Consider the following 13379-nt stretch of genomic DNA (forward strand, 5'->3'; position numbering starts at 1 on the left):
GTGGCTAGCTCTATTGATCGAACCTGAGGGACATCCATGCGATTTGCCGCACTTTGTCTTGCGTTAAGCCTGCCCATGGCCGCGATTGCGGCACCGCATGGCCTGGATCCGGACAACCAGCTGTTAGCCGCGCAGCGCATCAGCCCGCTGCTGGTGAACGCCCAATCCGCCCCGCCGGCCCCTGCGCCGCGCACACCGCTCATCATTGCGCAGGGCATCGAAAGCTCGGCGAGCAGTGATGACACCGGGGTCTGGGAACAGGCGGCGGACCGGCGCTGGGTTTGGCGTGCGGTCGTTCGGGCCGATCAGGCGGCTTCGGTGGGCGTGAGCTTGCGCAACAGCCCGGTACTCGCCGGCGCCAGCATCACCGCCTATGACCCACAGGGCACGCGTATCGAAGCGCTACGCCAACGCGGAGACATGCTCCGCAGTCCCTTGATCGGGGGCGATACCTTGGTACTCGAGGTCGCACTGCCAATGGGGCGTGCGCCGGCGACCATTCATCTGGCCGCCCTGCACTACGGCTTCATGGACCCCGCAACCGGCCGCCGGACGCAGAAATCCGGCAGCTGCAATGTGGATGTGGTCTGCCCGGAAGGAGATGCCTGGCGACAGGAAATCAAGGCGGTCGCCCGTTACACCTTCGATGTTGGCCTGTCGACCGCACTTTGTACCGGCACGCTCGTCAACAACACGGCACGCGACCGACGCCCGTTGTTTCTCACGGCCAACCACTGCGTGAGCGACAGCGCCACCGCCCAAAGCATGACGATCTACTGGAACTACGAGACCTCGACCTGCGGCGGCACACCTGATGGCAGCCTCAATCAATCGCAATCCGGGGCCAGCTTGCTGGCGACAGGCGCAGACTCGGACTTCACGCTGGTGGAACTGGATAACCAGCCTTCGGCCGCCTTCGACGTGACCTACGCAGGCTGGGATGCCACCGAGACGGCCGCCTGTGGCGTCGCGGCCATCCACCACCCCAGCGGCGACGAAAAGCGCATCAGCTTCGAATACGCCACGTTGACGCAAACCCAGTACAGCAGCGACACGCCCGACGCGACCGCGCAGTTCTGGCGAGTCGAAGACTGGGACGTTGGCACCACCGAGGGCGGTTCATCGGGTTCCGGACTCTGGAACGAAGACCACCGCATCGTCGGCCAACTCTCTGGTGGCGGCGCGGCTTGCGGCAATGACGAGCCCGACTGGTACGGACGCTTCAGCGACAACTGGGACAATGGCTCGGCCAACAACAGCCTGCGGCCGCATCTGGACCCCACTGGCTCGGGCGACCTGACCCTTGACGGAATGGACGACGCAGGGAACACCATCACGGCCAACACGGCGCTATGCGGTGGCCTGTCTGGTGGCGGCGGCTCTGGTGGCGGGTCGGGCGGAGGCTCCGGCGGCGGCAGCGGGGGCGGTTCCGGCGGTGATGGCGGCAGCTCGGGCGGCGGCAGCGGCGCCCTCCCCTGGTTCGCACTGCTACCACTGCTAGGCCTGGCGGCGCGACGGCGCCGCCACTAACCCGGCTACGCAAACAAAAAAACGGCCCGCCGAAGCGGGCCGTTTTTGTATCGAGCGCGTCGGCTGCTTACTTGCTGATGCCGTAGCGCTGACGGAATTTGTCGATCTTTCCGGTGGTGTCCGCCATGGACTGCTTGCCCGTGAAGAACGGGTGCGACTTGCTGGACACGTCCAGCTTGATCAGCGGGTACTCGTTACCGTCTTCCCAGGTAATGGTTTCCTTAGAAGAGGCCGTCGAGCGGCACAGGAAGGCGAAGTCACTGGACGTGTCTTTGAACACGACCGGACGATAATTCGGATGGATGTCTGCTTTCATGGCGATTCGCGTCGGTGACTGCCGGCGGCGGCATCCGCCCGGCCAAAAAGAGGGCGCGCTTTATAGCATCTTTCAGCGCCCGTGAAAACTCTGGCCACCGCCTCCCTGCGATTCTGACCGCTGGCTGCGACCCTTTTGCAAGCTGTTGCATCCAGTGATCAGCAAGCGCCTGAACAGGCGTCACACATTGACTCACGCCTCGGCGCCTGACCTTGTAGCACTGGCGCCGACCGCGCGAGCACCCGGGGAGGGGACATGAATCTGACACGCCTGTCACTGGCGAATCCGGCCGCCCTGGTCGTGGTGGTCCTGCTACTGGTGGGTGTGGGCACGGCTGCGCTGTTCAAGCTGCCCATCCAACTGCTTCCGCCCATCGATCAGCCGCAGATCTCGGTCTCGACATTCTGGCGTGGTGCAGCGCCGGCCGATATGGAGTCGGTCATCATTGAGCAACAGGAGCGCGTACTGCGCAATCTGCCCGGGCTGACCCAGATCCAGTCGAACATCAATCAGAGCAGGGGCAACATCAATCTCACGTTCGAGATGGACCACGACATGCAGCGGGCCTATCTCGATGTCATCAACCGTTTGCAGCAGGTCCCCGCCCTGCCCCGCGAAGCCAACGGACCGTGGGTCAATCTGGCCGGCGGCAATTTCTCCAGCGGCAATGCGGCCTCGTTGCTGGTGCGGGCGGTCGACGCAGACGACCCGCGCAGTCCTGGCGATTTCCACCCGGTTGTTGATCGCTATGTCGAACCTGCGCTGGCGCGCATCCCCGGCGTTGCAGAGGTCAATCTGCAAAGCCATCGCCCGGAGGAAGTCCGCATTGTGCTGAATGCGCCGCGCGCCGCCGCACTGGGTGTGCAGCTCAGCGATATCACCCGTGCGGTCAGCACGGCAGCCGATGTGTCGGGCGGGTTCGCCGATGTCGGGCGTCGCCAGTACACCGTGCGCTTCATGGGCAAGGCCCCCATGGACCGACTGGATGAACTCATCGTGGCCTACCGAGGGACCCAGCCGATTTATCTGGGCGATCTGGCCACGGTGTCCTTACAACGCGTGGAACAGGGCGGATTCACGCTACGCAACGGGTTCCCGGCCTACTACATCACCGTCGCACGCGAAGCCGGCTCCAATACGGTGGAGATTCTGGATCACATCAATGCGGTCATCGAGGAACTCAACGCCGGCCCGCTGCCCGAGGCCGGCCTGGCGCTGGAGCTGTCCTACGACGCCTCGGTGCATATTCGGCGAGCGATCCGCCTGGTGCAAGGCAACCTGCTGCTGGGCGGCCTGCTCGCCACGCTGGTGCTGTTTGCGTTCCTGCGCGATTTGCGTTCGACCCTGCTGGTGGGCCTGACGATCCCCGTCTGCCTGTTCGCGGCCTTCGCGACACTGGATTTATTCAACCGCAGCCTGAACGTCATCTCGCTGGCCGCATTGGCCTTTGCCGTGGGCTTGGTCGTCGATGCCGCGATTATTGCGCAGGAGAATATCGTCCGGCTGCGCCAATCCGGACTGGCCGTCGGTGAGGCCGTTCTGCGCGGTGCCACCGAAGTTGCACCGGCTCTGTTTGCCAGCACGGCCACCAGCATCGCGATCTTCCTGCCCATCCTGTTCATGAGTGGGCCGGAGGGCCAATTGTTCTCCGATCTGGCCCTGACGCTATCCATTGCCGTGGTGGTTTCGCTGGTGGCTGCGCTCACGGTCTTACCGACAGCCAGCGCCCACTGGCTGGGCCGCGTACCCACCGCCGACCGCATGGGCGGGCTCTGGGACCGGGTGACGCGCGGCGTACTCGCGCTGACCGACCGGCCATCGCTGCGTCTGCTCTGGATACTCGGGCTCACGGTCGGCGCAGGCGCGTTGGCATGGAGCCTGGTCCCCAAGGCGGACTACCTGCCGCGGGCGCGTTCCGACAATGCCTGGGTGAATTTTTCGGTCCCGGCGGGCGCCTCGCAGGCGGCACTGCGCGAAGACCTGGGCAAGACCGTCGTCCAGCGCCTTGCACCTCACATGACCGGCGAGAAGCAACCGCAGGTGGCGTATTACAACCTGTCGTCATGGGGGCGCTGGAGCGGCATGGCCATTTATCCGGCTGACCCCAAACAGGCCGATGCCCTCATGGAGGTTCTGCGCACCGACATTACCGTCGATCTGCCCGACATCAGCAGCTTTGTCACCATGGGCTCGCTGCTGAACTTCTCTGGTGGCGGCAATCGACGGATCGATGTGGACATCCACGGCGCCGATCTCACCCAACTACTGGCTGCAGCCCGGGCTGGTATGGCCGCATTCGGCGAGGCCATGCCTGATGTGCCGGTCCAGCCGCGCCCCAGCTTGTCGCTGGCCGAACCCGAGTTGCGCGTGGTGCCGGACGACACGCGGATTGCGCAGACCGGCCTCACGCGAGGCGACGTGGGTCAGGCCGTGCGCGCCTACACCGATGGGCTTTATGTTGGCGAGTATTTCGACGGCAACAATCGCCACAATGTGGTCATCCGCGCCGACACCTGGGACACCCCGGAAGGGCTGGCCGAACTGCCCTTGTACACGCCGCAGGGCGGCATCCAAATGCTGGGCGAGCTGGCCTGGCTGGAACGCCATGTCGGACCCAGCGAACTGCGCCGGATCGATGGCCAGCGCACGGTGACACTGCGCGTGTTCCCGCCCGAAACCGTTACGTTGGAAGAGGCCATTGAGACCATTCGGGCGCAGGTCGAACCGGCCATCACCGCCCAGCTGGGGGCTGAAGGCTCGGTGCGTTATCGAGGCAGCGCCGATGGGTTGGAAGAAGCCCTGGCGTCCATGGGCCGCAACCTGCTCTACGCCCTGCTAATCCTGCTGCTCATCCTCGCCGCCATGTACCGCTCGCTGTGGAGCGCGATCATTGTGTTGTCGGTGATGCCATTGGCGTTTGCCGGCGGCGTCACCGCGCTCACCGCCATGAACCTGTTCACCTTTCAGTCCATGGATTTGCTGACGATGAGCGGCTTCATCATCCTGCTGGGTCTGGTCGTCAATAACGCCATCTTGTTGGTGGATCGCACCCAGCGCGCCGAGGCCGAGGGTCTGGATCGTCGCGACGCCGTCGCCAGCGCGGTTCGGCAGCGGGCCCGTCCGATCTACATGAGCACCTTGACCAGCATTTTCGGCATGCTGCCTCTCATGCTCATGCCCGGTACGGGTGCGGAAATCTACCGAGGGCTGGCGGCCATCATTGTCGGTGGCATGCTCGCCTCAGCCTTGTTCACTTTGTTGCTGCTGCCCAGCCTGCTGCGCCTGCGTTTTCGGCGCAGCAAGGCCTCCGCGCCCGAAGCAGGCGCAGCCCATGGCGCAGACACCGCGCAATCCGGAGCCTGACATGCGACTGATTCCAGCCCTAATGACCCTGCTGGCCCTGCTGGCCCTGCTGGCCGGTAGCGATGCCATCGCCCAGCCCACCCCGCGCGCCACGCCCATTGTTGTCGATCACGTGCGCTCCGAGCGCATGGTCAAGGCCATGCCGGTCTCCGGCATCGTGGCCAGTCGCCAGGAGATGCAGATCACCGCAGGCGTGACGGGCCGCGTGACTTGGATGGCCGAGCCGGGCACGCAGGTTCAGGCAGGTGACCCGGTGGCCCGCCTGGACGACGGCCCGTTGCGCCTGGAACTGGCCGAACAGCAAGCCCTGTTGGAGCGAGACGTCGTCAATCATCGCTACCTCGAGCAGGAGGTCCAGCGACTGGAGCGCCTGTCCAATAGCGACTACGTGTCGGCGATCGACATCGAGCAGGCCCGGTCACAGCGCGACATGGCCGCAAGCGACCAGCGCGTGGCCCAGGCCCGTATCGACCAGCTGATCGACCAGCTGCAACGCACGACCGTGCGCGCACCCTTTGCGGGCGTGATCACATCACAAGCCCATTTTCCCGGTGAGGATGTCAGCCGCGGCACCGCGCTCAGCCATTTGATGAACACCGCGAATCTCGAGGTGCGGGCGGCGGTTCCGCTGCGGTTTCTCGGCCGCACCCAGGTGGGCGATGTCCTCACCGTACTCGTCAACGGCGAAGAACTGGTGGGCCGTGTCCGAACGCTGGTCACGGCGGGCGATGCCACATCCCAGACGTTTGAGGTGCGCATCGACCTGCCCGCAGACAGGCCGCTGCCCCTGGCGGTGGGCCAACTCACGCGTGTCCGGGTTCCGCTCACCACCACGGATCGCTTGCTGGCCGTTCCTCGCGATGCGTTGGTCCTGCGCCAGGAAGGCCATCGCGTCGTCCGCATCACCGCTGATGGCAAGGCCGAACATGTCAGCGTCACGCTCGGCCCAGGGCACGGTCAGTGGATTGCTGTATCCGGCGATCTGCAAGAAGGCGACACCGTTGCGGTGCGCGGCGCTGAACGGCTGCGCCCCGGTCAGTCGGTTCATGTCGTCCGGGACCTTGCCGAGGAACGCGGCAACACGGACCACAGCTAAGGCTTAGCGCTGGGCTAGCTTGGCGATCGTGCTGGCCGGTACCGCCGGACTGAACAAGAATCCCTGACCCTTACGGCAGCCCTGTTCGAGCAGCAGGCTGCGCTGCGCCTCCAATTCAACGCCCTCGGCCAGCACATCCATGTCGAAGTCGTCGGCCAGGCCGATCACGGCCTTGATCAGGCTCAGATCGCGCGGCTCGGTTGCCACGCCACGGACAAAGCTGCGATCGATCTTGATCAGATCGACCGGCAACTCGCGCAGCACGGCCAGGGACGATGCGCCTGTCCCGAAATCATCCAGCGCGGTGCGCACGCCGAAATTGCGCAGAATGCTCAGGGTCTGGGCGGCCGCCGCAGGATGCCGCATGACGGCCGTCTCGGTGACCTCCACGCACAGGCGCTCCGGAGCCACGCTGGCACGGCGCATCTGTTCGATCAGCCAGTCGGCCGTTTCGGGGCGCGGCAGCGAATAACCCGACATGTTGAGCGCGATGTAGATATGCGGTGGCAGCGTGGCCAGATCACGCAGGCAGCGCGCCAGCACGTACTCGGTCATCTCTCCGATCAGCCCGCTCTCTTCCGCAATGGGGACAAACTCGGACGGCGAAACCGGACCCACGCTGGGCTCGGGCCAACGCACCAGCGCCTCGACACCCAGGATATGGCGCGTGTCCATATCCACCACCGGCTGGTAATGCACATCCAGCCCATCGGTCTGCAGCGCACGGGCCAAGTGTTGCTGCACATTCGTCGCCCGGATGGCATACGCCCGGTGTTCGGCGTCGAAACGGGTCACGCGGTTTCGTCCCTCGCGCTTGGCCTGGTACATCGCGGTGTCGGCATCGGCCAGCAAGCGTTCGGGGTCCAGCGTGGCATCGTGGCTGTCAACAAAGGTCCAGCCGATGGAGGCCGTGAGCTGGAAGGGTTGATCATCCAGCGTCATCGGCTCCTTGATCCAGGCGAGCAGCCGGCGACTCAGGCGATCCGCGTCGTCGCGTGATATCACCGATTCGCTGAGCAGCACGAACTCGTCGCCGCCGAATCGCGCCACCGTATCGGAAGGCCCGGCAAACTGACGCAGGCGGTCGGCCGTACGGGCCAGCAACTCATCGCCAGCCCGATGGCCCAGTCCGTCATTGACCAACTTGAACCCGTCGATGTCCATGAACAGCACCGCCAATGCCCCGCCGGACACCCGGATCCGGTCACAGGCATGACCCAGCCGGTCGGCCAGCAACACCCGGTTACCCAGACCGGTCAGCGGGTCATGTAGGGCATCGTTGGCCAGCCGGGCCTCAAAGTCCTTGCGCAACGTGATGTCATAGGCGTTCAGGAGCAGCGCCCCGACGGCATCATCCTCACGCAGATCGCTCAACGTGCCGGCAATCCACCGCCACTCCTGCTCGCCCGTTAGCAGACGGCAATCCGGCAATGGCACGACAGAACCGGACCGGCCCGCCAACAGCCGCTCGATCCTCGCGCGCACGGCGCGCACGTCATTGGGGTGCAGGCGCGACAGCCAACTGCTCTTGTCTTGCAGTCGCTGCAGCTCGAAACGCTGCAGCGAGCTGCTGATGTATTCGGGCACACCCGTTTCGTCGAACAACAACACGAAATCGGACGCATGGCGGGTGAGCGCGGCCAGTCGCTCCTGAGACCGGCGCGCTTCGACCTCAGCCTGGCTGGAGATCAGCACGGCGGTGATGCCATCGGCCACAGTTCTGAGCAGATTGATCTCGCCCGGGTGGAACTCACGCAGACCGCGCACGGCGTCGAAGCCCACAAACCCAACCAGCACGCCAAGCGAGAACATCGGGACGACCACCAGCGACCGGATGGCCTGCGCCTGCAGAATCTCACGCTCCGCCTGGCGGTGATCCGGCAGCTCGGCCACGTCGGAGACCGTCACGGCATCACCCGCCCCCAGTCGATCCATCCAGAACGCAAAGGCTTCGACCGGAACGGTTTGGAGATTGTCGATCTCTGCGGTAATACCGCTGGCGCACCACTCGTGGGTGTTGCGCATCGTCTCGCCTTCGAGCACGAACACGTAGGCGCGATCGACGTTCAGGTGCTCGCCCAGAGACCCCAGCCCGTCGGATATGGCTGAATCGACGTCATCGGCCTGGACGTGCAGCATGCGGGCGACAATGCGGCGAACCAGATCTTGCGTCTGCAACAAGCCCGCGAGCTGCTCGGCCGCAGTGTTGCTGTCTTCAGGTTCGGCGCCTAGCCCCATGCGCTTGCTCGCAGTGGTGAGTCGTCATCGTATCGAATCCTGCGGGAGTTGGCTGGGTTTTGGGATGTGATTGCAAACAGGCGCCACGGCGGCGAACCCGCGGAACGGACAGACTACGGATTGGCCGGTACACGCAACGTTAAATCCCGGCACCAGGTGTGGGATCATCAGCCGTCCGCTGCCGAAGTCATCACCGCAGGCAACATGGCCACGTCGCCCGAACAGTCTGATTATCGCGAGGTCGACCCACGTCGATTCGTTGACTTGCTTGCCGAGTCCCCGATGGCCTATGCGGCGATGGTGGAGAGCATTACCGGCTTCGGGATCTACCTCATCGACACGCGCGGCAATATCCTCACCTGGAACCAGGGCGCCGAACGCATGACCGGCCTCCCCCGGGCCCGCGTGATCCGGCAACCGTATTCCACGCTATTTGAGCCCGCAGGCCGGGCGGCCGACCTGCCCGCTCAAATACTCGGGTATGCGAAATATCACGGCCACTACAGCGACGAGCATCTGCGCCGGCGCGGATCGAGTGAAGCGTTCCGGGCGTTGGCGACGCTGGATATCATCCGTGACCCGCGTGGCCGGCACAGCGGTTTTGTGGAGGTGATTCGGGATGTGACCGCAGACCGCGAGCGCGAAGCGGCCCTATACGCCCAGGCCACCACCGATGTACTGACCGGCCTGCCGAACCGAGCGCATTTCACCGAACAGGCCAACCTGGAGATCGAACGGTCACGCCGTTATTTCGAACCCCTGTCGGTGGCGCTGTTGGATGTGGACCACTTCAAGGCGGTCAATGACACCCATGGTCACCAGATCGGAGACTTGGCCTTGCAGCACGTAGCCGAGATCATGCGCAGCAATGCTCGCCGCATCGACATTCTTGGACGACTGGGTGGTGAAGAGTTCGCGCTGCTGCTGCCGCGCGCCAATACCCAGCCGGCGGTGGAGCTGTGCGAGCGCATGCGCGTCGCGCTCTACCAGTCCCGAGTCGACACCCCGGTGGGACAGCTGCAGATTGCGGCCAGCGTGGGTGTGGCATCGATGAATCGCGACAGCACCACGCTGGATAGTCTGCTGGAGCGCGCAGACAAGGCCTTGTACAAGGCCAAGCGACAAGGGCGGAACCGGGTCGAAGCCTGGATGCTTTGAACCCGTCCGTCGGGCCGCTCCACAGGCCACCCGACAGCGGCCGGCTCGCGTCCCACCGGCGCGATCAGCGATAATCGCCGCCCTTCCCGCCACTGATTCAATGCCCATGGCCCAGTACGTCTACACCATGAACCGCGTCGGCAAGCTCGTGCCGCCGGACAAGCAGATTCTGCGAGACATTTCGCTGTCGTTCTTCCCCGGCGCCAAAATTGGTGTCCTGGGCTACAACGGCGCCGGTAAGTCCACGCTGCTGCGCATCATGGCGGGTATCGACACCGACATTCAGGGTGAGGCGCGGCCGCAGCCCGGTATCAACATCGGCTACCTGCCGCAGGAACCCGAGCTGGACCCCGCCAAGGACGTGCGCGGCAACGTCGAAGACGGCCTCGGCGAGATCAAGAACGCGCAGGATCGGCTCAACGAGGTCTACGCGGCCTACGCCGAGCCCGATGCCGATTTCGATGCGCTGGCCGCCGAGCAGGCCAAGCTCGAAGCGATTCTGCAGGCCGGTGACGCGCACAACCTGGATCAAAAGCTGGACAAGGCCGCTGCCGCGCTCAACCTGCCTGCCTGGGATGCCGACGTGACCAAGCTATCGGGCGGTGAGCGTCGTCGTGTCGCGCTGTGTCGCCTGCTGCTGTCCGCGCCGGACATGATTCTGCTCGACGAACCCACCAACCACCTGGACGCCCAGTCGGTCGCCTGGCTGGAACGCTTCCTCGACGAGTTCCCCGGCACGGTGGTGGCGGTCACGCATGATCGCTACTTCCTCGACAATGTCGCGGGCTGGATTCTGGAGCTGGACCGCGGCCACGGCATCCCCTACGAGGGCAACTACTCCTCCTGGCTGGAGCAGAAGGAGAAGCGCCTGGAGCAGGAAGCCAAGAGCGAGGCAGCACGCACCAAGGCCATGCAGCAGGAACTGGAATGGGTGCGGTCCAACGCCAAGGGCCGGCAGACCAAGTCCAAGGCACGCCTGAAGGCCTTTGAAGACCTGCAGAATCCGACCACACAAAAGCGCTCAGAAACCAACGAGATCTACATTCCGCCGGGCCCGCGCCTGGGCGAGCTGGTCTATGAGCTTGAGGGTGTGTCCAAGTCCTTTGGCGGTCGTCAGCTCTATGACAACCTGAGCATGAAGGTCCCGCGCGGGGCCATCGTCGGCATCATCGGCCCCAACGGGGCCGGTAAGTCCACGTTCTTCAAGCTGCTGACCGGTCAGGAACAGCCCGACGGCGGCACGATCCGCGTCGGCGATACGGTCGAGGCGGCCTATGTCGACCAGGCCCGCGACCACCTCGATGACGACAAGACCATCTGGGAAGAGATCTCCGGCGGCCAGGACATCATGAAAGTGGGCAACTACGAGGTGCCGTCGCGCGCCTACGTGGGTCGCTTCAACTTCAAGGGCACCGACCAGCAGAAGCGTGTCGGCAAGCTGTCCGGCGGTGAGCGTAACCGCGTGCACCTGGCCAAACTGCTGGCCAGCGGGGGCAACGTCCTGCTCTTGGACGAACCCACCAACGATCTCGACGTGGAAACCCTGCGCGCATTGGAAGACGCCCTGCTGGCCTTCCCCGGCTGCGTCATGGTGATCAGCCATGATCGCTGGTTCCTGGATCGCATTTCCACGCATATCCTGGCGTTCGAGGATGACTCGGTGGAATTCATCGAGGGCAACTACCAGGACTACGCGGCCGACTACAAGCGCCGTCATGGCAAAGAAGTCGGTGTGGACGTCAAGGCCACCCGACGCAAGATCGGCTAGTCCGGCGGGCATGACCGACGCGGTGGATTTCAACCAACCCGCCCTGCGCTGGCGCCGGGGCGGGTTGCAGGCCATTCAGGCCGTGCAACAGGTCAGGCTGCACGATCTGCTGGGCATAGAGACCCAAAAAGCCCGTCTGGTCACGAACACCGCGCAGTTCGTCGCCGGCGCACCCGCCAACCACGCCCTGCTCACCGGTGCACGCGGCACGGGCAAGTCGTCGCTGGTCAAGGCCCTGCTGACACAGTTTGCCGACGACGGCTTGCGGCTGGTCGAAGTCGCACCCACAGATTTGGTCGAGCTGCCGGAGATCGTCGCGCCGCTGCGGGATGCGCCCTTTCGATTCGTTCTCTACGTCGACGACTTTTCGCTGGGCGCAACAGACGACACGCTGACCGCCCTCAAGGCCGCACTGGACGGCAGCGTGGAAGCACCGCCGGACAACGTGCTGCTCTACGCCACCTCCAATCGACGACACCTGCTGCCGGAACCCAAGTCCGACAATCTGGATGCTCACAACCTGGACGGCGAGATTCACCCGGGCGAGGCGGTGGAAGAAAAAATTTCGCTATCCGACCGATTCGGGCTGTGGTTGTCGTTCTATCCCTTCAACCAGGCTGGCTACCTGGATATCGTCCGCGCCCATCTGCGGCGGCTCGGCAGTGAAGAACTCACGGACGAGGCCCGCACCGCCGCCCTGCAATGGGCATTGGGGCGCGGCTCCCGCTCTGGCCGGACAGCACACCAGTTCGCACGCCACTGGGTGGGTTCACGCCAGATTTAGCCGCCACCGACGCGTATTCGCCTCATCTGGCAGGAAAATTTGCCCAAGGCAAAATTTTTTTCCAACGCCGTTTTGTCAAAACCCGACACTCGACAAACCGGCCGCACAGCCGCGTCGCGACCCCGGTTCGGCTCGCCACCTGAACCTGTGTTCACGAATGAACGAACCAGGATGTCTCCGAATTCTCCAATCAGAGACAAACGGAATTGTCTTTTTAATACAGATATTTAGCTTTTTTATCGAGCGACTTCAATCGGAACGCCGTCGCTGTTTTGAGACAGTAGACGCCCCGCCGCAGCACTCTTATCGTGACCCCACCAGCTGAGCAACGGCCTACACCGCGACTCAGCCCGGTTTGCAAGATTGAGGTTTCGACAAGGAGTCAGGAATGAATCAGCACCAATGGGAAGGTAAGTGGGACCAGATGAAAGGCCAGCTGCGCCAAACCTATGGCGATCTGACCGATGACGAACTTGAAAGCGCCAAAGGTGACCGCGAGGAACTGGTTGGCCGCATCAAGGAAAAGTACGGCGAAACCAAGGAAACGATCAACCAGAAACTGGATGAGATCGCTTCCAAACTGAACTGAAGATCAGCGCAAGCTGATCCCAGTACGCGACCACCCTACGTTCCCCCCCTCCCCCCGCGCGTGGGCAGGTCGCTCGGGCCGCATCTTCGGATGCGGCCTTTTTTGTGTGTACGGGGTTGGGCTTGGATTCGGCGATCTATGGGAAGTCCTGCCGCAGCAGGCCGTTGATGTTCTCGTTGCTGCCTCGCTGCCAAGGGGCGTGGGGATCTGCAAAGTAGATGGCCATCTTCAGGTGCTTGCTCATCAGCGGATGCTCCGCCATCTCGGAACCCCGGTCGTAGGTCATCGACAGCCGGAGGAAGCGGCCGACTCTCTTGAGCTGCCGTTCAAAGCCCTCTTGGACGGCTACAGCGCTCTTGTTCTCCATCTTGCATAGCACCAGAAAGCCAGTCTTACGCTCAACCAGCGTGCCAATACAGGACTGATTCAGCTGGCCGATGATCAGGTCGCCTTCCCAGTGGCCTGGAAATTCTCGACCTTCGATTTCGGCTGGTCGCTGATGGATCGTCTGATGATCCGGCACTTGAATCGCCGAGC

At 63.8% G+C, this 13379-nt stretch carries 10 protein-coding genes; 7 read left to right on the forward strand and 3 right to left on the reverse strand.

The genetic code is table 11. From position 1 onward, the window contains the following. The first annotated feature begins 36 nt into the window (after positions 1-36). Positions 37-1530, forward strand: a complete 1494-nt coding sequence (locus DEH80_RS11555) for a trypsin-like serine peptidase (protein ID WP_109720654.1) — start codon at positions 37-39, stop codon at positions 1528-1530. Between the two features lie 67 nt (positions 1531-1597). Here DEH80_RS11555 and DEH80_RS11560 read toward each other — a convergent pair whose 3' ends face one another. After that, positions 1598-1846 carry a type B 50S ribosomal protein L31 gene (locus tag DEH80_RS11560; RefSeq protein ID WP_109720655.1) on the reverse strand — a complete coding sequence of 83 codons (249 nt, stop codon included), beginning with the start codon at positions 1844-1846 and terminating at the stop codon, positions 1598-1600. Between the two features lie 255 nt (positions 1847-2101). Here DEH80_RS11560 and DEH80_RS11565 point away from each other — a divergent pair, with 255 nt between their 5' ends. Together DEH80_RS11565 and DEH80_RS11570 are read left to right on the forward strand one after the other, a co-directional pair. Continuing rightward, complete coding sequence (locus DEH80_RS11565) at positions 2102-5209, forward strand: efflux RND transporter permease subunit (protein ID WP_109720656.1); 3108 nt, start codon at positions 2102-2104, stop codon at positions 5207-5209. A 1-nt stretch (position 5210) separates the two neighbouring features. Next, positions 5211-6305, forward strand: a complete 1095-nt coding sequence (locus tag DEH80_RS11570; RefSeq protein WP_165831444.1) for an efflux RND transporter periplasmic adaptor subunit — start codon at positions 5211-5213, stop codon at positions 6303-6305. A 3-nt stretch (positions 6306-6308) separates the two neighbouring features. Here DEH80_RS11570 and DEH80_RS11575 read toward each other — a convergent pair whose 3' ends face one another. After that, a complete protein-coding gene (locus DEH80_RS11575; protein WP_109720658.1) occupies positions 6309-8543 on the reverse strand; it encodes a putative bifunctional diguanylate cyclase/phosphodiesterase in 2235 nt (744 codons plus the stop codon). A gap of 120 nt (positions 8544-8663) precedes the next feature. Here DEH80_RS11575 and DEH80_RS11580 point away from each other — a divergent pair, with 120 nt between their 5' ends. The 4 genes from DEH80_RS11580 to DEH80_RS11595 all read left to right on the forward strand — a co-directional run bounded on the left by DEH80_RS11580 (position 8664) and on the right by DEH80_RS11595 (position 12842). Continuing rightward, positions 8664-9701: a sensor domain-containing diguanylate cyclase gene (locus tag DEH80_RS11580; protein WP_133249218.1), complete on the forward strand. Its 1038-nt coding sequence runs from the start codon at positions 8664-8666 to the stop codon at positions 9699-9701. A gap of 106 nt (positions 9702-9807) precedes the next feature. Further along, entirely contained in the window at positions 9808-11469 is a 1662-nt protein-coding gene (gene ettA, locus DEH80_RS11585) for an energy-dependent translational throttle protein EttA (RefSeq protein ID WP_109720660.1), read from the forward strand. Positions 11470-11479: 10 nt separating this feature from the next. Continuing rightward, complete coding sequence (locus tag DEH80_RS11590; RefSeq protein ID WP_109720661.1) at positions 11480-12253, forward strand: ATP-binding protein; 774 nt, start codon at positions 11480-11482, stop codon at positions 12251-12253. A gap of 388 nt (positions 12254-12641) precedes the next feature. Further along, positions 12642-12842, forward strand: coding sequence for a CsbD family protein (locus DEH80_RS11595; protein ID WP_109720662.1), 201 nt, complete (start codon positions 12642-12644; stop codon positions 12840-12842). A gap of 136 nt (positions 12843-12978) precedes the next feature. Here the strand turns inward: DEH80_RS11595 and DEH80_RS11600 are convergent. Beyond that, the coding region (locus DEH80_RS11600) for an IS30 family transposase (protein WP_133249219.1) at positions 12979-13379 on the reverse strand (401 nt) is incomplete at its 5' end.

Origin of the sequence: Abyssibacter profundi, from assembly GCF_003151135.1 — a bacterium.
Taxonomy (GTDB): domain Bacteria; phylum Pseudomonadota; class Gammaproteobacteria; order Nevskiales; family OUC007; genus Abyssibacter; species Abyssibacter profundi.